At 33.3% G+C, this 24244-nt stretch carries 21 protein-coding genes; 12 read left to right on the top strand and 9 right to left on the bottom strand.

All coding sequences use genetic code 11. The annotated features are described in order from the left end of the window. The first annotated feature begins 14 nt into the window (after positions 1–14). Positions 15–482, top strand: coding sequence for a heavy-metal-associated domain-containing protein (locus K8Z87_RS01700; RefSeq protein WP_227475744.1), 468 nt, complete (start codon positions 15–17; stop codon positions 480–482). Positions 483–538: 56 nt separating this feature from the next. On the opposite strand, the gene K8Z87_RS01695 is transcribed toward K8Z87_RS01700, so the two are convergent. Genes K8Z87_RS01695 through K8Z87_RS01685 form a run of 3 tightly spaced genes read right to left on the bottom strand, consistent with a single transcriptional unit; the run spans position 539 to position 5295 of the window. Further along, positions 539–934, bottom strand: a complete 396-nt coding sequence (locus K8Z87_RS01695; protein WP_227475743.1) for a hypothetical protein — start codon at positions 932–934, stop codon at positions 539–541. A 48-nt stretch (positions 935–982) separates the two neighbouring features. After that, positions 983–2401 (bottom strand): DUF5689 domain-containing protein, encoded by a 1419-nt coding sequence (locus tag K8Z87_RS01690; protein ID WP_227475742.1) that lies wholly within the window; start codon positions 2399–2401, stop codon positions 983–985. Positions 2402–2433: 32 nt separating this feature from the next. Then, positions 2434–5295 (bottom strand): carboxypeptidase regulatory-like domain-containing protein, encoded by a 2862-nt coding sequence (locus tag K8Z87_RS01685; RefSeq protein WP_227475741.1) that lies wholly within the window; start codon positions 5293–5295, stop codon positions 2434–2436. A gap of 134 nt (positions 5296–5429) precedes the next feature. On the opposite strand from K8Z87_RS01685, the gene K8Z87_RS01680 reads away from it, so the two are divergent. Continuing rightward, the gene (locus tag K8Z87_RS01680; protein WP_227475740.1) at positions 5430–6491 is read left to right on the top strand and encodes an endonuclease/exonuclease/phosphatase family protein; all 1062 of its coding nucleotides are present in this window, start codon (positions 5430–5432) and stop codon (positions 6489–6491) included. Positions 6492–6552: 61 nt separating this feature from the next. On the opposite strand, the gene K8Z87_RS01675 is transcribed toward K8Z87_RS01680, so the two are convergent. Further along, a complete protein-coding gene (locus K8Z87_RS01675; RefSeq protein WP_227475739.1) occupies positions 6553–6990 on the bottom strand; it encodes a hypothetical protein in 438 nt (145 codons plus the stop codon). Between the two features lie 256 nt (positions 6991–7246). Here K8Z87_RS01675 and K8Z87_RS13965 point away from each other — a divergent pair, with 256 nt between their 5' ends. After that, on the top strand, positions 7247–9478 hold the full coding sequence (locus K8Z87_RS13965; protein ID WP_227475738.1) for a T9SS type B sorting domain-containing protein: 2232 nt from the start codon (positions 7247–7249) through the stop codon (positions 9476–9478). Between the two features lies 1 nt (position 9479). On the opposite strand, the gene K8Z87_RS01665 is transcribed toward K8Z87_RS13965, so the two are convergent. Both K8Z87_RS01665 and K8Z87_RS01660 read right to left on the bottom strand, forming a co-directional pair. Next, a complete protein-coding gene (locus K8Z87_RS01665) occupies positions 9480–9791 on the bottom strand; it encodes an antibiotic biosynthesis monooxygenase family protein (protein ID WP_227475737.1) in 312 nt (103 codons plus the stop codon). Between the two features lie 178 nt (positions 9792–9969). Further along, positions 9970–11625, bottom strand: a complete 1656-nt coding sequence (locus tag K8Z87_RS01660; RefSeq protein WP_227475736.1) for a hypothetical protein — start codon at positions 11623–11625, stop codon at positions 9970–9972. 256 nt (positions 11626–11881) lie between these two features. Here K8Z87_RS01660 and K8Z87_RS01655 point away from each other — a divergent pair, with 256 nt between their 5' ends. Together K8Z87_RS01655 and amaB are read left to right on the top strand one after the other, a co-directional pair. After that, positions 11882–12166: a hypothetical protein gene (locus tag K8Z87_RS01655; protein WP_227475735.1), complete on the top strand. Its 285-nt coding sequence runs from the start codon at positions 11882–11884 to the stop codon at positions 12164–12166. A gap of 75 nt (positions 12167–12241) precedes the next feature. Continuing rightward, entirely contained in the window at positions 12242–13810 is a 1569-nt protein-coding gene (amaB, locus tag K8Z87_RS01650) for an L-piperidine-6-carboxylate dehydrogenase (protein ID WP_227475734.1), read from the top strand. A 178-nt stretch (positions 13811–13988) separates the two neighbouring features. Here the strand turns inward: amaB and K8Z87_RS01645 are convergent, their stop codons facing one another. From K8Z87_RS01645 to K8Z87_RS01635, 3 genes are all read right to left on the bottom strand, one after another. After that, positions 13989–15122: an ATP-binding protein gene (locus K8Z87_RS01645; RefSeq protein ID WP_227475733.1), complete on the bottom strand. Its 1134-nt coding sequence runs from the start codon at positions 15120–15122 to the stop codon at positions 13989–13991. 33 nt (positions 15123–15155) lie between these two features. Continuing rightward, the gene (locus K8Z87_RS01640) at positions 15156–15908 is read right to left on the bottom strand and encodes an SDR family NAD(P)-dependent oxidoreductase (RefSeq protein WP_227475732.1); all 753 of its coding nucleotides are present in this window, start codon (positions 15906–15908) and stop codon (positions 15156–15158) included. A 128-nt stretch (positions 15909–16036) separates the two neighbouring features. Beyond that, entirely contained in the window at positions 16037–16903 is an 867-nt protein-coding gene (locus K8Z87_RS01635) for an aldo/keto reductase (protein ID WP_227475731.1), read from the bottom strand. A gap of 203 nt (positions 16904–17106) precedes the next feature. Between K8Z87_RS01635 and K8Z87_RS01630 the strand changes: the two genes are divergently transcribed. From K8Z87_RS01630 to K8Z87_RS01600, 7 genes are all read left to right on the top strand, one after another. Continuing rightward, positions 17107–18108, top strand: coding sequence for an AAA family ATPase (locus tag K8Z87_RS01630; protein ID WP_227475730.1), 1002 nt, complete (start codon positions 17107–17109; stop codon positions 18106–18108). A gap of 96 nt (positions 18109–18204) precedes the next feature. Next, positions 18205–19071 carry a DUF58 domain-containing protein gene (locus K8Z87_RS01625; RefSeq protein ID WP_227475729.1) on the top strand — a complete coding sequence of 289 codons (867 nt, stop codon included), beginning with the start codon at positions 18205–18207 and terminating at the stop codon, positions 19069–19071. An 8-nt stretch (positions 19072–19079) separates the two neighbouring features. Further along, complete coding sequence (locus tag K8Z87_RS01620) at positions 19080–20822, top strand: hypothetical protein (RefSeq protein ID WP_407704193.1); 1743 nt, start codon at positions 19080–19082, stop codon at positions 20820–20822. Beyond that, the gene (locus K8Z87_RS01615) at positions 20822–21826 is read left to right on the top strand and encodes a vWA domain-containing protein (RefSeq protein ID WP_227475727.1); all 1005 of its coding nucleotides are present in this window, start codon (positions 20822–20824) and stop codon (positions 21824–21826) included. The genes K8Z87_RS01620 and K8Z87_RS01615 overlap by 1 nt, the downstream gene beginning before the upstream one ends. Beyond that, positions 21819–22859: a VWA domain-containing protein gene (locus K8Z87_RS01610; RefSeq protein ID WP_227475726.1), complete on the top strand. Its 1041-nt coding sequence runs from the start codon at positions 21819–21821 to the stop codon at positions 22857–22859. The genes K8Z87_RS01615 and K8Z87_RS01610 overlap by 8 nt, the downstream gene beginning before the upstream one ends. Before the next feature lie 59 nt (positions 22860–22918). Next, positions 22919–23416, top strand: coding sequence for a hypothetical protein (locus K8Z87_RS01605; protein ID WP_227475725.1), 498 nt, complete (start codon positions 22919–22921; stop codon positions 23414–23416). A gap of 3 nt (positions 23417–23419) precedes the next feature. Beyond that, positions 23420–24244 carry a tetratricopeptide repeat protein gene (locus tag K8Z87_RS01600; RefSeq protein ID WP_227475724.1) on the top strand — a complete coding sequence of 275 codons (825 nt, stop codon included), beginning with the start codon at positions 23420–23422 and terminating at the stop codon, positions 24242–24244.

Raw genomic sequence — 24244 nt, 5'->3', positions numbered from 1 at the left:
CAAGTAAAAATTATATGAAGACCTTAAAACCTATTTTAACTATTGCTTTATTAATTGTTACCGTTGTTGCTTGCAACACTAGTGCAAAACCTGAAGTAAAAACAATAGCGATTGAAAGTTCTAAACCAAACATAACTCAAACATTAGATCCTAATGCAAGCTATGCTAAAGTAGAGTTTAATATTAAAGGCATGACTTGTGCTGTTGGTTGTGCAAAGACTATTGAAAAGAAAATGGCTAAAATGGAAGGAGTAAAGTCTGCAAAAGTTGATTTTGACCGACAATTAGCAATGGTAGAATTTGATGAAGCTAAAGTAACTCCGGGTTCCTTAAAAGAGGCAGTTGTTAATGTAAGTGAGATGTATAAAGTGCAAGAAATAAAAACTGTAGATAAGTTTTCTACAAAAACTTCGACAGGTTTGCATAAAGATTGTAAAGCTGATTGTAAGGATGAAAATTGCATTATGAAGGACAAAAAATAAACAAGAAAAGTCAAACATATTAAAAAACGCTATCCGATTAGGATAGCGTTTTTTATTTAGATAGCTTTAGAAAAGACAACAATTAGTAGTATACAAACTACAGGAAGCATAACAAGTTTCCATAATTGCAATGATGTTCTGTGTTTAGATTTTGCATTTAAAACATGCCTTCGTTTTCCGTTATAACGTATCCAATTTTTAAAACATACAAACAGAAAAATTATTACTGAAAGTGTTATCACTTTCGTTATATGCATTGTAATAATACCCATTTGATTAGCAAAAGCCATAAAAAATGAAGCAATTAAAGCGTAAACTAAAAACTCGAGAAGATTAACATAATACAACGCATATCGAATAGCATGTTTACCAAAGGACGACTTTAAAGTATTAAAGGCGGATATGTAATAACGATCAAACATAATGAGAATAAAACCAAAAAACCACGTCATCTTTAGCTAAAAGTATAGAGACGTGGTTTTATTGTTTTAAGAGAGTTACTAATTTCCTGTAACTTCAACATTATCTACATGATAACGCGTAGTTGCTCCTGGATCTGCTCCTTCATAGAAGAAGGCAAAATGTACAGTGCCATCTAGACAAGAAACATTAATCGGACCAACAGATTGGAATGTACCGAAACCATTTGCTGGTCCTGATGGAATAACAGCATCTAAAGGTTGCCAAGTTGCAGTTGTTGGATCTCCTGTAAAGTCAGTTGATACTAAAACAGATAAAATAGTACCATTATCAAAGTTGGTTTGAACATCAAAAGACAATTCTTCACCAGTAGTAGTATCTAAATCTATAGGTGGAGTTACTAAAAACACTTCTATAGGGTCTTCATCAGAATTAAAGCCTGTAATTTGGGCATAATCATTACCACCAAAACCACCTTCTGTCCATTCTGTACCACCACCATTGATGTTAACATTAGTCCATCCTTCAGCAGTAAAACTAGAAAACGTTTCAAAATCTTCAAAGAAGATTGCAGAACCTCCGCCAGAAGTACCACTACACTCTAAGAAATCTGGATCACAACGATCAGAACTACTAAAATTGATATCTTCTGGAGAATTTATAGCAATATTAAAAGTGTCACCAAAGAAATTACGAGTTAATATAGCAGTCATATTTCCGCGACCACTAGGTAACGTTAATGCTTTAAAATCTGAAAATGTACTTGTACTAAATATAGCAGTGGTAGCAGAAGAACAACTCTCTAAAAGACGTTCTCCATCAAATTGATCTGAACCTTCAGAAGCAAAACTCAAAGGATTATCTCCAAGAACTTGTCCTCTGTTAAATTGTACATCTTGTAATTCAATCATTAAGTTGGTTCTATCTTCAGTAAAATCTGCAATAGATAAAGGAAGCGGAACAATTGTAGCTACTTCGGCAGAGCGTAATATAAAATCTTCTTCAGAAGCACCAGGAATTTGACCAACACGATCTCCATCTTGAGGTCCGATGGCAAGTACCCCGTTAGAAATCCCCACAACTAAACCATTAAGTTTAACAAAGACTTTACGTCCTACTTCGTAACGTGTAAATAATGGATTTACATCTACTAAAACCTTTATACCAGTAGTTGGGTTTTCTGGCGCATCTTGTATAATTAATTCTTCAAAGAAGTTACCTCCTTCATCAGAAGATACCACGTATCCAGTTAAATATTGATTTGGTCCACCAAAATCAAAAGATACTAGGTCGTCATCATTAGAGTAATCTACACTGTTATTACCTTGTTCTTGTGCTAATGCACCAGCAATAGAGGCTATACTAACTTGTTGACCATCTAAAACGGGTTCAATAATAGAAGTGTCTGGTATTGCAAAATCATCATCTTCAACACAGCTATTAAATACTACTAGTCCAATTAGTAGAAGTATTATTTTATTAAATTTTAAATTTTTCATTTTTTGAAATTTATATTGTTGTATCTATATTCTTAAAATCTTACGTAAACATTTAGGTAATACGTGGTACCATTTCCAAAGAAATAACGTGATCCAAATAAAGGGCCATTATCTCTAGATTGATCTTCTCTAATTCGTCTAAAATTTCCTAAACGCGATTGTTCAAAACCACCAGTTGTGTATTGTTGATCAAAAACATTATTAATTGTAGCAAAGAACCCAATGAAATAATCATCAACTTTCCACGATTTTCCGCCAACGACATTAACAAGTAAATAATCATCAAACTGTTCTTGTTGTAATAGCTCTCTTGCAGTAGCAGGATCGAAATCATTAAAAGTATTACCGTCAAAATCTGAAGTAAAGTTGGCAGACCTTGATAAGTTACTAGCATCTATATAAGCGTTAGAGAAAAAATTGCTGGTAACACCAACATTCCAAAAATCTGGATCTCTATACTCAAAACCTACCTGGTAAGCACGTTCTGGTCCACCAGCAACATGAAGATCTTTTATATTAGTAGTACCATCTCCAAATCTTAATTCTCCTTCAAAATCATCACTTGTTAGATAAAGGTTTGGATTATTAGTAAAGGTGTATTGGCCAAATGATGCTGCGGCTTTTAATTTAATGGTTGGTGTTACTTGAGCTTCAAAGCCTAATTCTATACCAATATTTCTTCGTTCTATATTGGTTAAAATTTCTTGTACAAAAGCATCTCCATTATCAATACCCAAACCAGCTAAATCTTCGGTAAAATAGAACCCAATATCTGTACCATCTTCAAAACCTGTATAAAACCCAGTTAAACGTGCTTTAATTATTGGAGACCTAAATATATAGCTAACATCCGCAGATTGTACTTTTTCACTTTCTAAACCGGTAACGGTAAAATTATTTTGCCGGGCATTACTAAACGAATTTCTAATAGTTGGTGCTTTTGTAAAGTAACTACCATTAGCATTGATTAAGTGACGACCAGATATTTTATAGGTTAAACCTCCTTTTATGCCATAATTTGTAAAATCTAACTTTTCGCTTTCCCCAAAAGAACCTTGCGGACCAGTACCTGTAAAATTACCGTTTTCAAATAATCCAGTTCTTTGATAATTGGTTTGAGATACATTAGCACCGACAAAGAAGTCTACTTTGTTATATTTAAATTGTGCTTGCGCAAATCCACTAACAACTTCAGCATCGATTTCATAATTGTATTTGTAACGATCACCTTCTCTAGCAATTCTATTAGGGTTTCTAATATCACTCTGTGCTACAGTTTCTAATAAATCGGTAACATCTTGTCCAATTTCTTCGGCAAAGAAGTCTACATCTAAATAGCCTGTTCCTCCTAATAAGTCTTCTATTCTAGCATAGTTTTGGCTATTTAGATTTCTATAGTTTAAAGAGGCATTTAAACGAATATTATCTGCTAAATCAGCATCTAATATAGTGTTGAAACTTATTTGAGAATCATCAATAACATCTGCTTGTAGTGCATAGATAGAATTTCCTCCTTGAGCGGCTACAGTTGCATTACCTTCGTATAAAAGATTCCAATCAAATTGACCGTCGTTAATAAATTCTTGTTGTGCAGCAAATGCTTGTTGAAAATCTAGGGCCGATGGATTAGGATCTTGTAAAAAGAAACTTGGCAAATCTTGATAGTAATCAGCATTTGTATTACGCGCGCCTCCTAAAAAACTACTTTCTCCATTAAAAGTCACTAAACGTGTACCTCCGTTATCAATTCTAGTATTAGAAATCTCACCAAACTGATAGGCTACATTACTATTTAATCTTACTTTAGGTGAAATGTCCCAATAATGGTTAAGCATTAATATAGGCTCTTCAATTTCTCTAACTCGCGAATTCCGTATATCTCCATTTTGTAAGCCCCAAAAAGGATTGTATTCTCGCCCTTTAAGCTCAAAAACTTCATTAGTAATTGCAGTAGAACGTCCACGTCTGTTTTGTGCATATATTCCTGTAAAATTAAGGTTATGTTTATCGTTGATTTGTTTTTCTACAGCAGCAAAAAATGAATTAGAATCGTAAAGTGTTCCATCGATAAAACCTTCTGCGCCAAAACGTCTAGACCCTAAAAACGAATAGGACCAACCTCCTTTTAATAAACCAGAATTATAACTAGCCATAACTCTACCTTGATAACTTCTATTAGCTGAAGCATAAGAAATACGACCTCCTTTTCTGTATTTTGAAGCACGCATTACAATATTATTTGTTCCTGCGAGATCGCCAAAATTATAATCATTAGCAGATATACCCATTGTAAACTCCTGGTTACGTTGTACATCATTTAAACCTCCCCAATTTGCCCACTGTGGTCTTCCATTAAACTGTTTGTTCATTTCAATTCCATTGATAAGCACTTTACCGTTAGCATTATCCAAACCTCTTGGTCTAAAAAATGTGGACGAAAAGTCAAAAGCAGCTGCGCTGAGAAAGATATCTCTCGATGCCTGTAATAAACCAGAAACATTATCTGTTAAACCATCATCTTCACTATTTAAATTATCATCTGAAATAGAAATAGTAAATAAATCTTTTTTGTCTCCAGGATCATAATCTAAGGTCATACCACTAATGTCAACAGTACTTCCTTCATTTACAACAATCGGATAACGTTTAGTAACATAACCTATTTTTTCAACCTTGAGCACTTGTTCGCCTAACGGGACATTACTAATAAAAGAAAATTCTCCTTTAGCATCTGTAGTCGTAGTCTGATTAGTTTCTTCAATGGTAATTGTTACATCAGGAATAGGTTCTCCTGTGGTTCCATCCAGAACGCTTCCTCTAATAATGGTTTGCTGTGCAAAACTTGTTAGAGAAAAAGCTACTCCAAATAGAAAGAGTAAAAAACTTTTTTTCATACTTAATTTTAAAAATTGATTTATTGGTTATTCTTTTTTTGAAGAAAGAACACACTAATTTACATTATTTATTAGAATTACATACTTTTGGTAAGGAAATTGAATGTAGTTTTACAATTATATAATATACAACCATGAAAATGAATAGAATACTACTGTTTTCACTACTTTTTTTTATAGCATTTAATGCATATACACAAAATGAAAAACGGTACAAAATACATACTGTAGCGTTTTATAATCTAGAAAATTTATTTGATACTATTAATGACCCTAATAAATTTGACGAAAGGAGTCCTATTATGGAATTGAATTCGGATAGAGCTAAAATCTATGAAAGGAAATTAAAAAACATGGCTCGTGCTGTTGCTGATATAGGGAGTGACCAAACCAATAATTCTCCTGCAATAATTGGAGTTTGTGAAATTGAAAACAGAAAAGTATTAGAAGATTTAGTTAATGACCCTTTATTATTAGGAAAAGATTATGGTATTGTACATTTTGAATCTCCTGACGCTAGAGGCATTGATGTGGCTTTGTTATATCAAAAAGCATTATTTCAACCGATAAATTCTAAATCGCACGAATTATTTATTTATGATGATCTTTCTAGAAAGCGTGTATTTACTAGAAACCAACTTTTAGTAAGTGGTAAGCTTGAAGGAGATTTAATACACGTTATTGTTAACCATTGGCCGTCTCGTAGTGGTGGTGAAGCGCGAAGCCGATCTAAACGAGTAGGCGCAGCAAAACTAAACAAGCGTATTATAGACTCTCTGCAATCTATAGATCCTTATGCTAAAGTATTTGTGATGGGTGATTTAAATGACAATCCTACTAATGCTAGTGTCAAAGATGTTTTAAAGGCACATTCTAACAGAAAAAAAGTGCCGCTTAAAGGGATATATAACCCTTTTGAAAATCAATTTAAAAAAGAAGGTCTTGGCACTACTGGTTATAGAGATAGTTGGAGTTTATTTGACCAAATTATGGTTACAAAACCATTATTAGATAAAGATTTTTCGTCTTTTAAATATTACAAAGCAGGTATTCATAACAAACCTTATTTGGTTAATAGACGTGGACGTTATGTAGGGTATCCATTTAGAAGTTTTGCTGATGGCGGATATACAGGTGGATTTAGTGACCACTTTCCTGTATATGTTTATGTTATTAGAGAGGTTAAAGACGAGTAGATTAAAATATTACTATAAAATAAAAGGCTTCAAATTTAAATTTGAAGCCTTTTATAATGTTTTAAAACCACTGATTCCAAGGAATTTTAGCTAAAACCAATATTAAAGCTAAAGTGTAAAATATAGCAAGGACTTTAAACTTTGGTTTAGATACTAACTTCTTTTTGTGTTTTGAATATCCCATGGTTATTAGAACAACGGCAATAATCATAGTTAACGGATGCTCTATAATATTAGAACGTAATGCTGCGTTTTTCATAACTTCTCCCATGCCACCAACTTCGCTAATAGTACCAAAATAATCTTTAGTAAAAAATAAAACAATGCCTAATAAGAGTTGAATGTGCATAGTAATTAACGCAAATAATGATATTCTGAAATCTTTAGCATCAAACTCTTTATCTCCAAAGAATTTGATAATTGCATTGAATGTAGCTAAGACTAAAATGATTAAAACTAAATATGCCCAACCAGAATGGATAAATTGAATAGTGTTCATAGGTTAATGAGTTAAGAAAAACAAAAATAGTGATTTTGATGGCATAAAATTAATCTATCCTTATAATTCGTCGTTTAATAATTGTTTAGACAGGCAAAAATAATAAGCAATAATGAATCCTAAAATCAGTATTGATTTCATCTTTTGATGCTTAAAACATGTAATGAACCTATACATGTACCATACAAAGGCGATTTTAAAGCAGGTATCTGTAAAAAACTACGACTCACACTTATATTTATCTATATATTTAAACGTGCAAAATCGTTTCACAGGTCTCAAAATACTCATCATTTTTTGTATTTCTTTTTTTTCAAAAGATCTACATGCGCAATTAGGATTTTGCCAAGGGAACTCTGGCGATCCAATTTTCACAGAAACTTTCGGAACAGGTTTACAAGATTCTCCACTTCCTGCAGGAGCTACAACATATGTTTATGCTAATGGAGCGCCACCAGATGATGGGTTGTATACCGTGTCTAGTAATACCGATTATTTCGATTGGTTTGATATTACAGATATCACTCCCAACGATACTAATGGGAGAATGTTAGTAGTTAATTCAGATTTTGATGCAGGCGAATTTTATAGGACTAATATCAACGGTTTGTGTGGCAACACCACTTACGAATTTTCGTCATGGTTAATAAATTTATCTCCTGCTGGTGGGTTTTGTGGGTCAGGTGTGATACCGATTAATGTTAATTTTGAAATTTGGGATAGTACAGATACTAATCTTTTAGCCTCAGGTTCTACAGGCTCTATTGGTAGTACATCTACACCAGATTGGAATCAATTTGGTTTAGTTTTTCAAACGCAAACTAACCAAACTGCAATAATTCTTAAAATGATTAATAACGGAGCTGGTGGTTGTGGTAATGATTTAGCTATTGATGATATTGTGTTTAAAAGCTGTGGCGATGCTATAACTGTTGAAGATGCTAATGCTGAAAACACAATATCAATTTGTAGTTCGCAAACACCATTTTCTGCTACAATTACAGCAATTCCAGATAATGCAGTATTTAGCTCTCATTTTTATCAGTGGGAATCAAGCACCAATGGAGTAACATGGCAAGATATTGCAGGAGAAACAAATGCAATGTTAAACATTACAGATGTTACGGTGAGCACACTTTACAGAGCTAGAATTGCTGAATTTGAAGCAAATTTAAACGATTCAGATTGTATTACCTTTTCAGATGTGTTTCAAATTACGGTAAATCCAGCTCCTCCGATGCCTGATCTAGAATGTTGGGAAACTGCGACATTTGATGAAACGATTTGTGATTGGGTAGTAAGTGGAACTCAACCTGAAGCACCAACAGATATAGAATGTTGGGAAGAAACAACCTTTGACAATACCATATGTGCTTGGATTGTAAGTGGCACTCAACCAGAAGCTCCAACAGATATAGAGTGTTGGGAAGTTGCTGCGTTTGATAACATGATTTGTGATTGGGTAGTTAGTGGAACCCAACCAGAAGCTCCCACAGATTTAGAATGTTGGGAAACTACAACATTTGATGAAACGATATGTGCTTGGATTGTAACTGGAACTCAACCTGAAGCGCCAACAGATATAGAGTGTTGGGAAGTTGCTACGTTTGATAACACGATTTGTGATTGGGTAGTTAGTGGAACCCAACCAGAAGCTCCCACAGATTTAGAATGTTGGGAAACTATTATGTTTAATAATAATACTTGTTTATGGGAGGTTTTAGGAGAGCAACCCGAAGAGCCTATAGATTTATTGTGTTGGCAGATGGCTGTATTTAATTTTGACACTTGCATATGGGATATTGTTGGAGAACAACCTTTAGAATTTAGAGATGAATTTATTAGTATTTGTGATGATAATGATGAGGTAATTCTAGAAGCAATATCTAATATAGAAAACCCAATCTATAATTGGAGCACAGGAGCAATTACTCCAGCAATTACAATTGATCAACCCGGAATATTTGAAGTTGAAGTTACCGATGGTTGTTTTACTGAAATCATAACCTTTACCGTAGAAGCATTTCAACTGCCAGTTATTGAGAGTGTAGTATCTGATGGAAGTTCAATAATTGTTAATCTAGTAAACGAAACCGATGGTAACTTTTTGTACTCTTTAGATAATGAGAACTTTCAGACGAGCAATATCTTTAGCAACATACCTAGTGGACTATATACCATTTATGTAAGGTCTGAGGAGTGTGATATAGTAGTCACTCAACAGCATATTCATTTCTTTATTCAAAAATTTATAACCCCAAATGGAGATGGAGTTAATGATACATTTTCGTTGAATGTATTACAACTATTAGGATCTAGTGAAGTTTATATCTTTGATCGCTATGGAAAGTTGTTGTTTTCTGCTATTAATAGAAATGTCAATTGGGATGGCACCTATAGAAATCAACGTTTACCAACCTCAGATTATTGGTATAGAATAATTGTCGAAGGCCAAGAGTTTAATGGGCATTTTACATTGAAACGGTGATTTAATCATGTTTAAACTCGTATTCGCGTTCTACCTTGCAAATTTTAACCTTATACCAATTATACCATTGTTCGCGCCCTTTTTGTTGTGCAAGTAGATGCTCTGTATTGGCTTTCCATGTTTTTATTGCATCTAAGTTTTCCCAATAACTTACAGTAATCCCAACAGTTTCTCGAGCACTTTCTATACCTAAAAAACCTTGTTGTTGTTTGGCTAAACCTTCCATTTGAGAAGCCATTTCTGAATAACCTTTGGTATTTTCAGTATGTGTGGATGTAAAAATAACAGCGTAATAGGGTTTTAATTTTTTCATAATTAGTTGTTTTTTGTCATCTTATCTTCTGTAAACATAGGATGACATTACGTTTTGGTTTTACGTATTCGACGGAAGAGTTTAATCATGCTAATTCAATAATTGAGACCTCTCGACTGCGCCTGTCTGCAGACAAGGCAGGCTCGATATGACGTGCTCGACCAAGCATTGTCTTAATTTACTGCTTAATCTGTTTTACCTGTGCATCAATCCCTGTTAGTTCCCAATGTCCTAAACTTATAGGAATATTGCCTATAGCATTCAGTTTGTCAAAAAAGTCCATAGGCTTAAATGTTTCTCCATTTTTTTCTTTAAGCCAACCATAATCCATCATAGCAGCTTCTAATAAATATTTACCCGTAATATAGCTGGTGCCATAACCAGGCTGTCTTAAATAGAGGTGCTGCTCAAAAATCAATAGTTCCTTTTCGGTCTTCATCCAACCACGCGGTGTATATTCTGAGTGGATACTACCGGCTTCTTCCATAGTCATTTCATTAGCGTGCGCATAAAGTGAACCTAAACCACGAGCGGCACGTTGGGCAATCATAATATAGACAATCTCTCGTACACGAGGATCGTCGTCATACAATCCAGCATTCATAACCAATTCTTCAACTGCTGTTGCTGTGCCTTCATTTCGTGAATCGAAAATATTATAGAGCAACGGGCCTTTTCTTATTTCGCTTTGGTGCGGTTCTAAATCCATACGCGCCAATTCAAACCAATGGTAAAAATGAGAATATAACGGACGAGCATCAATGTGTTTTCCGATTAGAAAAAAGTTACGATTTTCTTTAGGTACAAATCCACCTAAATGCTCTCGCAAAGCAGGCTCAAAATAATCTTTAACACTAACTATACTGTCGTTTTCTAAAAAATGCATCAAACTTTTTACGGAACGTTCCACCATAGCGTCATGATCTGCTACAGTATTAGCTTCTGGCAACTCTGGTAAATGCCGGTTGCGATGCTCTTCTAGTTTTAAAGATGACCATGCACGTGCCAACTCACGTTTTAACAGCAATACTTCATCTTCCCAAGTTAATGGTACTAAATGTACATTTTGCAAATACCAGGTGTAGTTGTCTTTTCCAATGCCTGACGGGCCAGTTTTGCTGTCACTTTGTGTTTGTAACCATTGTACAAATGTATTTGTAGCTGCAATGGCAGCATCAATAGCAGTAACCAAATCGGCATGTTCAGTAAAGCTTTCCCAATTGCGAATAGTTTTTAAATTATTAGTTTGATTGCGGATATCTCTAATCCCAGCGATCCATAGCTCTCTAGCATTGCCAGTAAGATTTTGTTGTGCTTGTTTATAAAAATTAGGTATGGCATGTAAAGCTTTTAACAATTTTTCTTTAGAGGGTTGGTCTAACGGAAACTTGTATTGCCAAAGTTCAATAATAGCATGATTAGTTGGCCCTTCGTGCGCAGGCACATCGCTACGATCCATCCACAGCACTTTATAATACGCAGGATCCCGTTGCCAAGGTTTTAGTATTCGATGGTTAAAATCATAACCATTCATCTCTGCCCAGACGATATGCCAATCTACACGTTCTGGAATAGACCAACCTGTGGTATCCATAGCCATAAGTTGCGATTGCAAAGTTTTAAATTTAGGAAGACGATTATTAAACGTAGCTTCGGTGTAATCTGGTACTCCATCAATTAATGGTGGATTTTCAAAAGTGCGCCACGTCTTAAAAAAGGATTCTAAATCGGAATGCGCTTTAGTAACCAGAGTAGTATCAGATTCATCAACATTTTGTTTGCAACTCAATACAATACATGCCAATACAAGTATGCAACGTGTAATAACTTTCATAAAGTGAGCTTGATTAGTTAGGTTTAAAGATCATGATAAAAACTGAATATTGCAATAGCTTGATAATTATAATATTGCGTTAATTGATAATCGTATTACTAATCTCATAATTTCTTGATAAAAGCTATAATCTCTGAGAATAATTTAATGATTAATTGTTAAAAGATGTATTAAATTTAGTTAAAATGAGGTTTGACGTGTAATTTTCTAAAGTAAAATTCTACTGAATTAATATATTAATTAAAAGAGAAAGATTATGAAATGTGTAAGAATAGAAACCGTAAATAAGGAGAGTATAAAATCGTTACAATTCCCAAAAGAAGAATTATTAAGTTCTATAGCTAAACGCAAAGAGCGTTGTAATAAACTTAAACGTGCAATGGCTTTAGGAAACTTAGAGCAAGAAAAAGTAAAGATTATATTTATAGATAATGAAGGGTTTAAACGTGTTGAAACTACCATCTGGGGAGTTACTGATAAAAATGTTATACTCAAGGAATCTACATTAATTCCGCTAGGAAGAATTGTAAGTGTCGCTTAGTGCATTACCTCTAACTAAACAACCTTTATTTATTAGTATCTTTGCAAGATTAAATGATACTAAAATTATAATATTATGGAAGCAGTAGCTGCTGATTTCGGAATACAAGATGTTTTACAACAATTAGGTCTTAAAGCTATTAATGATGGAACTTCAACGGGATCCAATAATTTTTCTCCCGATAGCTATCGGGATGGTGAGCTTATTGAAAGCTACTCACCAGTAGATGGCCAACTAATAGGTAAAGTAAAATCGACTACTAGAGAAGATTACGAAAAGGTAATGGATGCTGCTACAAAGGCATTTTTATCTTGGAGAGATGTGCCAGCACCACAACGTGGAGAAATAGTGCGTCAGTTTGGTAACAAATTAAGAGACTTAAAAAGACCACTTGGTAAATTAGTGTCTTACGAAATGGGTAAATCTTTGCAAGAAGGTTATGGTGAGGTTCAGGAAATGATTGACATCTGTGATTTTGCGGTTGGATTATCTAGACAATTAAACGGTCAAACAATTCCTTCTGAACGTCCTGGTCACGTGATGAGAGAGCAATGGCATCCAATTGGTGTGGTCGGCATTATTTCGGCTTTTAACTTTCCAGTAGCTGTTTGGGCTTGGAATACGGCTTTAGCTTGGATTTGTGGTGATGTATGTGTTTGGAAAGCTTCTGAAAAAGCTCCTTTATGTTCTGTAGCTTGTCAAAATATTATTGCTGCTATCTTAAAAGAAAACAACTGTCCAGAAGGTATTTCTTGTATCGTCAATGGTGATTATAAAGTAGGTGAAATGATCACGACTGATTCTCGTATACCTTTAGTTTCGGCTACAGGTTCTACTAGAATGGGCCGAATTGTTGGCGCAACGGTTGCTAAACGTTTTGGAAAATCGCTATTAGAGCTAGGAGGCAATAATGCCATTATTATTACTCCTTCTGCAGATTTAAAAGTGGTGGTTCCTGGTGCTGTATTTGGTGCTGTTGGTACTTGTGGACAACGTTGTACATCTACAAGAAGACTGATAATTCACGAATCGGTTTACGATAAAGTACGTGATGCTATTGTTGGTGCTTATGGGCAATTAACGATTGGTAATCCTTTAGATGAAAAAAATCATATAGGTCCATTAATCGATCATGATGCTGTGAATACTTATTTAGCTGCTATAGAAAAAGCAAAAGCTGAAGGTGGAAATGTATTAGTTGAAGGCGGAGTTCTTGAAGGTGAAGGTTATGAGTCCGGATGCTACGTTAAACCAGCAATTATTGAAGCTGAAAATAATTTTGAAATTGTACAGCATGAAACATTTGCGCCTATTCTATACTTAATGAAATATTCTGGTGAAGTTGAAAATGCCATTGCTAAACAAAATGGTGTAGCTCAAGGCTTATCATCAGCAATTATGACTAATGAAATGAAAGAAGCAGAAAAATTCTTATCATACGCTGGTTCTGATTGTGGAATTGCTAACGTTAATATTGGAACTTCTGGAGCAGAAATTGGTGGAGCTTTTGGAGGTGAGAAAGAAACAGGTGGTGGTCGTGAGTCTGGATCTGATGCTTGGAAAGTGTATATGCGTAGACAAACAAATACCATAAACTATTCTGATCAATTACCTTTAGCACAAGGGATAAAGTTTGATTTGTAAACTTAGATAAGATAAAGAGATTTAAAACTCGTTTTATTATTGAAACGAGGTTTATATATAAATATGATTAATAGCATTGCGAATTTACAACATAAGATTTTAATAATCAGCTTAAATAGATAAAAAGTATAAAATACCTTTTAAATGTATTTAGGGATATAAAACAGCAAATTATTATTTAGCTGTATTTCACTTTTCTGAGAATACGCATGGTTTCTTTATAGGTTGTGTAAAGCTCATTATTAAAAGCTTTTAATAACGGTTTAGAAGTTTTAAGTTTTGTTAATGCTTCTTCAAATTCATTAAGATAACAAATAAGGTATGTTGCAGGTAAATCTTTAAGATCAGCAGTTTCATTTAATGTTAATGTCAATCCTTTTTCTAATTTTTCTAAAATGGCATTATTAGCATTGTAGATATGATGTAATATTTTTTTATCAAACTGAGGCGGTTTAAAAATAAGGTTGGTATCAATAGTATAATTGACATTTGTGTCGAATTTAATTACAGTTTCTTCTAATGGGTAATATTTAAATGTATTATGAAAACCAAGTCTAACGTATTCAATAATTTTAAAGGCATTGTTGGTATAAGAAATTGAAACTTCGTCTAGCGCGGAATAGAATAATCGTTTTTGTTCATTAATCATTTCTATATCAACCCTAGAATAAAAAATTTCATCTTTAACTTCTTTTTTAAGACCTGCCCAACAGAGCACAAAGTATTCGTTGAAAACTTCGTATTTAGGATCGTAATCTTTACGCTTTTTCATAAAGTTAAAAACAGCATCAAGTGTTAATTCAATGTTGTTTTTAGCATGGTTTTCAATAGCAGATACAATTTTAGAATTAACATCTTTAATTTCAATATCAAACACTTTAGGCATACTCATGCTACCATCTCTAAAAAAGACAGAGCCTCCGTAATATTTCCAAATGTTTTTTCTTAAAGATGTGATGTCGTCTATCGCCCTTATAGTCACCAAACCAACTACTTTATCATCAGGTAAATGTGAAAAAGGGATATTCTCGTACTGAACTATAGGTGGGTTTACTAGATATGCATTAATGAGATTTTGGATTTTACTATCGTCAAAGAAATCGACTCCTATAATATTGTTATCTGCATCTTCAACACCAATAACGATATAAGAATTATTTTTAGGATTGCTATTAGAAAGTGCACAAATATGTTTTAAAAATTTGGCCTTACCTTCTTTATGACTAATATCTATCTTTCTTTTTTTATCATAAAAGCTGTTCTCGTCATTATGAGCGAGTAAATTTTTAATAAGAAGACGCTTGTTAATCATATTGTCATTCCTGCCTTGGCAGGAATCTCACGTTTATAATTCTTTCTTAACTATAGTTGAACTCGCTTGAGCGGTACAAAACATTAAAACATCAGCAATATTTACATGTGCTGGTCGTGTTACTGCAAAATGAATAACTTCAGCAACATCTTCGGCTTGTAATGCTTTGTAGCCTTTGTATACATTATCCGCGATAGGATCTCCTTTAAAACGCACTTCAGAAAATTCTGTTTCTACCAAACCAGGATTTATAGCACTCACTTTAATACCGTAAGGATTTAAATCTACTCGCATACCTTCAGTAATTGCTAAAACCGCATGCTTGCTTCCGCAATATACATTCCCTTTTGGATATACTTCTTTGCCGGCGGATGAACCAATATTAATAATATGGCCAGATTTACGCTTAGTCATTCCGGGAATTATAGCTTTACTCACATAGAGTAATCCTTTAACATTAATGTCTATCATGGCATCCCAATCATCTAAATTACCAGTTTCTATCGGATCCAAACCATGAGCATTGCCAGCATTATTAATAAGAATATCAATATTTTTAAATTCTGAAGGAATAGAAGCAATCGCTTTTAAAGTGGCTTCTCTATCTCTAACATCAAAATTAAGAGTGTGGATATCGGTTTCTCTAGAAAGCGCATTTTGTATACTGTCTAAACGTTGTTGTCGTCTACCACATAGAATAAGGTTAATACCATGTTTAGCAAATTGATGTGCTGTAGCACGTCCAATACCACTTGTTGCTCCTGTAATTAATGCTGTTCTTTTCATATATATTTCCTATTTATACAAGGTTTTTGAATTAATATTTATGATTTAATTTTTAGTTCAATTTGTTTCGAATTTGTAATTTCCCTAACACCTAACATGTCACACTGAGCTTGTCGAAGTGCCTAACACTAAGGCACTTTATGGCCTTGAGCAGCTACTAATATTAAAAACCAATCTTCAAGATCTAAATCTATTACTGTAGCATTTATAGCTTGAGTTAAACGTGCTTTATTTGTTGTGCCAACAACAGGAGTAATACCAGAAGGATGTTTTAATAACCAGGCTAATAATAATTGATCTTCTGTAGCATTATATTTTTTAGCCAATTGCCCAAGTTGTTTGTGTATACGTCGTGTTTGTTCATTGTCAACTTTAAAAACAGAACCCAAAGGAGACCAAGCCATAGATTGAATGCCGTTAGTTACCATATAATCTAAAGTACCATCATGCATAGCTTGGTGTTGCGTTAAAGAAAATTCTATTTGGTTAACATCAATGTCTATTCTCAAACCAATCATATCCATTTGCGAAGATGTAAAATTTGAGACACCAAAATCTTTAATCTTTCCGTCTTTTTTTAGAAGAGTAATAGCTTCGGCAATTTCGCCAGGATGCATTAATGGACTTGGTCTGTGCAATAAAAGTAAATCTAAATATTCCGTTTGTAAATTTTTAAGCGAAGTTTCAACCGACCAAATAATATAATCTTTACTATAATTGTAATGTTTTACTTTATTATTTCTGTTATCGGCTAGGTGTTGAATGCCGCACTTAGAAATGAATTGTACCGAATCGCGCTTAATTCCAGAAGTTTTAAAAGCATTACCAAACTCTGCCTCTGTGGTGTAAGCTCCATAGATATCTGCATGGTCAAATGTTGTAATCCCAGTAGACAAACAATGATTCATTAAGTCAACCATTTCACTATTAGAAAGTTGTTTTCCCCATTGTCCCCATGCCATTGTTCCACTAATGATTTTTGAATATTTTGACATGCGAAATTGATTTTTATGTTTGGTATGTAAAAATATTTAAATAAGACGAATTAATTTAAGATTATCACTTAATTTTAAGTTCTTAAATTTTAGAAAACAGTCCTTTATTTTTTAACCAATTATTAACAGCAAAAACAGAATAATTTTGAGAATTTGCAAAACTGAAATTATTTAAAAAATATTCGCTATAAATACTGAATTAAATGGAAGAAACGAGTACAATTGATATTAAATCAATTAACGAAAAGATAGAAAAAGAAAGTGCATTTATCGATTTATTAACCTTTGAAATGAACAAAGTAATCGTCGGCCAAAAACATATGGTAGAACGTTTGCTTATAGGGCTCTTAGGACAAGGTCATATTTTATTAGAAGGTGTGCCAGGTTTAGCAAAAACTTTAGCGATTAACACACTGTCTCAGGCAGTATCAGGCAGTTTTAGTAGAATTCAGTTTACACCAGATTTACTACCAGCGGATGTTGTAGGTACAATGATTTACAATATTAAAGAGAATGATTTCACCATAAAAAAAGGACCAATCTTTGCCAATTTTGTATTAGCAGATGAGATCAATAGAGCACCAGCAAAAGTGCAGTCAGCTTTGTTAGAAGCCATGCAAGAGAAACAAGTTACTATTGGTGATGAAACCTTTGTGTTAGATAAGCCATTTTTAGTAATGGCAACTCAAAATCCTGTAGAACAAGAAGGAACTTATCCGTTGCCTGAAGCGCAAGTGGATCGATTTATGTTAAAAACGGTTATAGATTATCCAAATATTAATGATGAACAGCAAATTGTAAGAGCAAATCTTAAAGGGGCTTTCGATAAAGTAAACCCAGTAGTTTCAGTAGATCAAATTTTATCTGCTCAGAAAGTTGTTCGTGAGGTTTATATGGATGAAAAAATTGAGAAATATATTTTAGATATCATTTTTGCTACTCGTTATCCTGAAAAATATGGACTAGGGGATTTAAAACCTTTAATTTCTTTTGGTGCATCACCACGTGGTAGTATTAATTTAGCCACAGCAGCAAAATGTTATGCATTTATAAAACGCAGAGGTTATGTCATTCCTGAAGATGTTAGAGCAGTAGTTTATGATGTTTTACGCCACAGAATAGGCATTACTTATGAAGCCGAAGCTGAGAATGTGACTTCAGAAGACATTATCAATAAAATTGTAAATCAAATCGAAGTACCATAAACTAGTTAGCAGTATTCAGTCGCAGTATGCAGATTGCCATACTACGATGAATATTTAGTTACCGAAAACTGAGACTGTAAACTGTTTACTAAAACAATGGATACCAAAGAACTTCTTAAAAAAGTACGAAAAATAGAGATTAAGACACGTCGTTTGTCTGATCATATATTTGGAGGTGAATACCATTCAACCTTTAAAGGTCGTGGTATGACTTTTTCTGAAGTGCGTCAATACCAATTTGGAGATGATGTTAGAAATATCGATTGGAATGTAACGGCACGTTATAACGAGCCTTTTGTAAAAGTATTTGAAGAAGAGCGTGAGCTTACCATGATGTTAATGGCAGATGTTTCAGGGAGTAAACTATTTGGTACGCAAAATCAATTTAAAGACGAAATTGTAACTGAAATTGCAGCAACATTAGCATTTTCAGCGACTCAAAATAATGATAAAATAGGATTGATTTTATTTTCTGAAGAAGTAGAACTTTATATTCCACCAAAGAAAGGCCGCTCACATGTATTACGTATTATCCGCGAATTACTAGAGTTTAAACCTAAAAGTAAAAACACTAATATTTCTGAAGCATTTAAATTTTTATCTAATGTAATGAAAAAGAAAGCCATTGTTTTTGTGCTTTCAGATTTTATTGCTGACGATTATAAGCAAACTTTAAAAATAGCTGCAGGAAGACACGATATTACGGGGATTAGAATTTATGATAAACATGAAGAAGCTATTCCTAATTTAGGAATGGTGCAAATGCAAGATGAAGAATCTGGGGAACTATTAATGGTTAATACGGCCTCAAAAAAAGTGCGACAAAACTACAGTAGATTTTACCATGAAAAAGTAGATTATTTTAAAGATACATTTACTAAATCGGGTTCGGGCACTATAGATTGTCGAGTAGATGAAAGCTATGTAAAAAAGTTGTTGGGTTATTTTAAACGGAGAGGATAAAACGAATGATGAATTACAAATCACGAATATTAAATATTAAATCGGTAAAAACCTTGACTTTTCATCAAAGGCCTTTCGTCGTTTTTTCTTGTTTCTTTCTTCTCTTTTCTTTGTTTTCTTTCAGTCAAGTCACTACAGAAGTTGATACTACAAAAATCAGAATTGGAGAGCAGATTTCTTATAAAATAAAAGTAGATACGGATTCAACAGCATTAGTTGTATTTCCAGAAGGACAAACCTTTTCTCCGTTAGAAGTTGTAGAAGCTTTTGAAACAGATACTACTAAAAAAGAATCACGTTTTCATTTGCTTAGAGAATATAAACTCACCCAATTCGATTCTGGCTCATATTATATCCCAAAACAGAAAGTTGTAATTGGAGAAAAATCTTTTTTTACTGACTCTTTACGTATAGATGTTAATACTGTTGAGATTGACACCACTAAACAGAAATTATACGATATAAAGCCCATTATACAAGTTGAAAAAAGCAGTAGTAAATGGTGGTTGTATTTTCTATTAATATTAGCTATTGTAGCTGCAATTGCATTTTTATTGTATTGGTTTATTTGGCGTAAAAAACCATTAACCGAAGAAGAAGAAATAGCATTACTACCACCTTATGATCGCGCAAAATTAGCATTGAAAAAATTAGATGAAAGTCAATATCTTATCCGATCAGAATTAAAAGAATACTACTCAGAGTTAACGTTTATTATCCGTAAGTACCTCGATGAAAAAGTTTATGATCGTGCAATGGAGAGCACAACAGATGAGTTAATAGAACGCCTAAATTTAATTAGAGCAGGAAATCAATTGGCCATAGAAAGTGATACTATTAAAAATATTGAAAGTATTCTTAAACGTGCCGATTTAGTGAAATTTGCAAAATCTGCACCAGATACTGTTTTAGCAGAAATGGATAAGGCTACAGTAGATAAAGAAATTGATGCTGTAAAAGTTGTTTTGCCAGAACCATCTGAAGAAGAGAAATTGTTAGACGCTCAATATAAAGAGGAACAAGAACGCAAAAAGAAAACTAGAAAAATAATACTTACAGCTGCTATTTCAGTCTTCTTACTTATAGCCACTTTTGTTGGTTTTGGAATTAAATACGGTTTTGGATATGTTAAAGATACCATTATTGGTCATGAGAGTAAAACACTTTTAGAAGGAGATTGGGTAAATAGTGCTTATGGCTTTCCACCAGTTTATATTTCTACACCAAAAGTACTTAAACGCCAAGAAACTGAATTGCCAGAAGAGGTTAAGAAACAATTGTCTAAAACAGAGTTTAAGTATGGTACGTTATTAGACCTATTTAGTATTTCTATAAACTCACTAAACTTTAAGGCTATACCACCAAGTATTGCAACTTCAGAAGACAATAAGGATGCTAACAGAATAGATTTAATAAAGTATTCAGAATCTAGCATAGGTCTTTTAGAACAAGCTGGTTTTAGTGATATTTTAGTAAACAGAGAACAGTTTATTACACCAAATGCTGCTGAAGGTTTAAAGACTAGTGGCTCATTTAATGTTAATATCCCTGAGAGCGATAAAAAGATAACAGCAGAATATGCAATGTTTCAATTTACGGTAGGCAGCATAGTTCAAGAAATTATAATAACGTGGGGACGAGATGATAAATACGCAGATGAAATGGTTCAGCGTATTATAGATTCCATAGAGCTAAAACCTGATGAAGAAGAAGTTCAGCGAGAAGATAAGGAAGGAGAAACAGAAAAATAATGTTTGATAATATAGAGTTTTTAAATAAAGAATTGTTTTGGTTGCTGTTAGCACTACCATTAGCTATTATATGGTATGTCTTTAAGCATAACAAGCAAACAGCAGAACTTAAAATATCTAGTATTAAAGGATTTAAAGTAAAAGGATCACTACTACCTAAATTTAAACATGTATTATTTGCTTTCAGACTTATTGCACTAGCGTTTTTAATTACGGCATTGGCGAGACCTAGAACGGTTGATGTATCTACAAAAACAAAAACCACTCGAGGTATAGATATTGTTATGGCTATTGATGTGTCGGCAAGTATGTTGGCTAAAGATTTATTACCAGACCGATTAGAAGCCTTAAAAAAAGTAGCTTCTAGTTTTATAGATGGTCGCCCTAATGATAGAATTGGTTTAGTAGAATATGCAGGCGAAGCTTTTACTAAAACTCCAATTACGAGTGATAAAAATATTGTACAACGTTCGTTAAGGGATATTAAATACAATACTATTATTGATCAAGGAACGGCAATTGGTATGGGACTAGCAACATCTGTTAACCGATTAAAAGATAGTAAAGCTAAAAGTAAAGTCATTATATTATTGACGGATGGAGTTAATAATTCGGGATTTATAGATCCTAAAACGGCAAGTAATTTAGCTGTTGAATATGGAATAAAAGTTTATGCCATTGGTTTAGGGACAAATGGAACAGCATTATCTCCGGTAAGAGCATTGTCAAATGGCGGATTTCAATATGGACGTGTTCAAGTAGAGATCGATGAAGACTTACTTAAAGAAATTGCAGATGTTACTGGTGGTAAATATTTTAGAGCTACAAATAATAAAAAGTTGGCAGAGATTTATGATGAAATCAATAAGCTCGAAACTACTGAAGTAGAAGAACGTAAATATTATAATTACGAAGAAAAATATAGACCTTTAGTGCTTATTGCTGGGTTATTATTATTATTAGAATTACTATTAAGGCATACAATATTTAGAAGCTTTGTTTAGAATAGATGAGAAAATATGGTTTTGGACATTGTTGGTAATCCCAGCAATAATTGTGCTATTTATCATAGTACAGATTTGGAAAAAATCTGCACAACGTAAATTTGCTAATGCAACACTTTTAAAACGCTTAAGTCCAAATCAATCGCTACTAAAAGGGATTCTTAAACTTTTAGTTTTATGTGGAGCTTTTGCAAGTTTGTCATTGGCATTGGTAAACCCAAAAATTGGAACAAAATTAGAAACAGTACGTAGTCAAGGAGTAGATATTGTTTTTGCAGTAGATGTTTCTAAAAGTATGCTAGCAGAAGATATTGCACCAAACCGAATGGAGAAATCTAAACAGTTAGTGACTCAGATTATTAATAGTTTAGCTAGTGATCGTATTGGTATTATTGCGTATGCAGGTAAAGCATTTCCGCAGTTGCCAATAACAACAGATTATGCAGCGTCTAAAATGTTTTTACAAAACATGAATACCGATATGTTGTCTTCGCAAGGAACAGCTATAAATGAAGCAATTAAATTGGCTAAAACGTATTATGATGATGATGAGCAAACCAATCGTATTTTAATTATTATCTCAGACGGTGAAGATCACGAAGGTGATGCACAAGATTTAGCTGAAGAAGCTAGTGAAGAAGGCATACGTATTTTTACAATAGGTGTTGGTGATACTAAAGGTGGTCCAATTCCTATTAAAAGAAATGGCATTGTTCTTAACTATAAAAAAGATCAAAAAGGAGAAACAGTTATAACTAAGCTCAATGAGCAAACACTTAAAGACATTGCTAACGAAGCCAATGGAGTTTATATCAATGGTTCAAATACAAGTGAAGTTGTAGACACAATTAAAGATCTTATCGATAAAATGGATAAGAAAGAATTTGAGTCTAAGCAAATTGCCGATTTTAAAGATCAATTTCAATGGTTTTTAGGCTTAGGGATTTTTCTGTTTTTTATAGACATCTTTTTCTTAGAACGAAAAACAGGATGGCTTAAAAAATTAAATTTATTTAACGAATCAGGAATTTAATTTTTAAAATTATTTTAACGTATTAAAACAAAGCGCTTTAGTATTTTTAAAATCAAAAAATGAATTTAAAACGATTAGTAATACTATTGATAATGTTTCCAATTGTATGTTTTTCACAAACAAGGGAGCTTTCAATATTTGATGATCTAATCGGTAAAACGTGGTTTGCAGAAGGCAAATGGGGAGATGGAAGTTTATTTAAGCAAGAAGTAAGTTACAGTTACGATTTAGAGAAAACACTTGTTGTAACAGAAGCAAAAGGGTTTATTAATAAAGAACAAACCAAATTTGGCAATAGAAATCACGGTATTAGGCAATATAATAGTGTCAATAAAGAAATTGTATTCTGGGAATTTGATGTTTTTGGAGGAGTAACAAAAGGCACGGTTACTGCAGGTGGTAAAAATATAATGTACACCTATAACTATGGAGATAGTGTAGTTACTGATTTATGGGAGTATATTGACAACGAAACCTATCGTTTTGTTGTTGGGAGTTATAAAAATAATAAATGGGAACAGATCTATTTAGATACTGTTTTTAGATTAAAGAAATAAGAAATGAAGTATCATGTATTAATCGTATTGCTATTAATTTCTAGTTTTAGTTTTGCTCAAAACACAGATAAGGCAAAGAAAAAAGCTGAGAAAAAAGCCGTCAACTTGGTGTATGAAGCTAACGAGTTACTAGAGAATGAAGATTACATTACTGCTGAAATGGAGTATAGAAAAGCCATTTCAGAGCAATCTAATAATGTCGCTGGCGCATATAATTTGGCACATTCGTATTATAAAAAAGGAAGTTTCGATGAAGCACTTTTTAGAAGTCAGGAAGCGGCCAAGAATGCTAAAACTAAAGAAGAGAAACATAAAGCATATCATGGAATTGGTAACATCTTAATGAAAAACGAAAAATGTAAAGAAGCTGTAGAGGCTTTTAAGCAAGCGTTAAGAAGTATGCCAACGGATGAAGAAACACGTTATAATTTAGCACTTGCTAAAGAATGTGCTAAGCAAGAAGACGGCGGCGGCGAAGACAATAAAGAAGACGAAAATAAAGATAAAGACAAGGAAAAAGATAAAGAGAAAAAGAAAGACGACGAGCAAAAAGAAAAAGATAAAAAAGAAGAAGAAGGAGACGAAGATAAAAAGAAAGGTGAGGATAAGGAAGATGAAAATGGGAAGCCTAAAGATGAGCAAAAAGATCAAGGAAAAGGCGATAAAGAAAACAAGCAAGAAAAGCCTAAGCCACAACCTGGAAAAATGTCTCCTCAACAAATAAAAAACATCCTTGAGGCAATGAATAATCAAGAGCAGAAAGTGCAGAAAAAGATTAATGCTAAAAAACAAAAAGGAGCAAAAGTAAAAACAGAAAAAGATTGGTAA

This window comes from Winogradskyella immobilis (genome assembly GCF_021887715.1).
Classification (GTDB): domain Bacteria; phylum Bacteroidota; class Bacteroidia; order Flavobacteriales; family Flavobacteriaceae; genus Winogradskyella; species Winogradskyella immobilis.
The sequence above is the reverse complement of the archived record's forward strand: the minus strand, read 5'-3'. Positions and strand labels throughout refer to the sequence as shown.

Excerpts from the sequence above, each read along its gene's own strand:
- K8Z87_RS01645 (WP_227475733.1), bottom strand. The coding sequence starts at position 15,122 with ATGATTAACAAGCGTCTTCTTATTAAAAATTTACTCGCTCATAATGAC.
- K8Z87_RS01620 (WP_407704193.1), top strand. The coding sequence starts at position 19,080 with ATGAATTACAAATCACGAATATTAAATATTAAATCGGTAAAAACCTTG.
- K8Z87_RS01660 (WP_227475736.1), bottom strand. The coding sequence starts at position 11,625 with ATGAAAGTTATTACACGTTGCATACTTGTATTGGCATGTATTGTATTG.
- K8Z87_RS01680 (WP_227475740.1), top strand. The coding sequence starts at position 5,430 with ATGAAAATGAATAGAATACTACTGTTTTCACTACTTTTTTTTATAGCA.
- K8Z87_RS01655 (WP_227475735.1), top strand. The coding sequence starts at position 11,882 with ATGAAATGTGTAAGAATAGAAACCGTAAATAAGGAGAGTATAAAATCG.
- K8Z87_RS01605 (WP_227475725.1), top strand. The coding sequence starts at position 22,919 with ATGAATTTAAAACGATTAGTAATACTATTGATAATGTTTCCAATTGTA.
- K8Z87_RS01695 (WP_227475743.1), bottom strand. The coding sequence starts at position 934 with ATGACGTGGTTTTTTGGTTTTATTCTCATTATGTTTGATCGTTATTAC.
- K8Z87_RS01625 (WP_227475729.1), top strand. The coding sequence starts at position 18,205 with ATGGATACCAAAGAACTTCTTAAAAAAGTACGAAAAATAGAGATTAAG.
- K8Z87_RS01675 (WP_227475739.1), bottom strand. The coding sequence starts at position 6,990 with ATGAACACTATTCAATTTATCCATTCTGGTTGGGCATATTTAGTTTTA.
- K8Z87_RS01685 (WP_227475741.1), bottom strand. The coding sequence starts at position 5,295 with ATGAAAAAAAGTTTTTTACTCTTTCTATTTGGAGTAGCTTTTTCTCTA.
- K8Z87_RS01700 (WP_227475744.1), top strand. The coding sequence starts at position 15 with ATGAAGACCTTAAAACCTATTTTAACTATTGCTTTATTAATTGTTACC.
- amaB (WP_227475734.1), top strand. The coding sequence starts at position 12,242 with ATGGAAGCAGTAGCTGCTGATTTCGGAATACAAGATGTTTTACAACAA.
- K8Z87_RS01635 (WP_227475731.1), bottom strand. The coding sequence starts at position 16,903 with ATGTCAAAATATTCAAAAATCATTAGTGGAACAATGGCATGGGGACAA.
- K8Z87_RS01600 (WP_227475724.1), top strand. The coding sequence starts at position 23,420 with ATGAAGTATCATGTATTAATCGTATTGCTATTAATTTCTAGTTTTAGT.
- K8Z87_RS01630 (WP_227475730.1), top strand. The coding sequence starts at position 17,107 with ATGGAAGAAACGAGTACAATTGATATTAAATCAATTAACGAAAAGATA.
- K8Z87_RS01690 (WP_227475742.1), bottom strand. The coding sequence starts at position 2,401 with ATGAAAAATTTAAAATTTAATAAAATAATACTTCTACTAATTGGACTA.
- K8Z87_RS01640 (WP_227475732.1), bottom strand. The coding sequence starts at position 15,908 with ATGAAAAGAACAGCATTAATTACAGGAGCAACAAGTGGTATTGGACGT.
- K8Z87_RS01615 (WP_227475727.1), top strand. The coding sequence starts at position 20,822 with ATGTTTGATAATATAGAGTTTTTAAATAAAGAATTGTTTTGGTTGCTG.
- K8Z87_RS01665 (WP_227475737.1), bottom strand. The coding sequence starts at position 9,791 with ATGAAAAAATTAAAACCCTATTACGCTGTTATTTTTACATCCACACAT.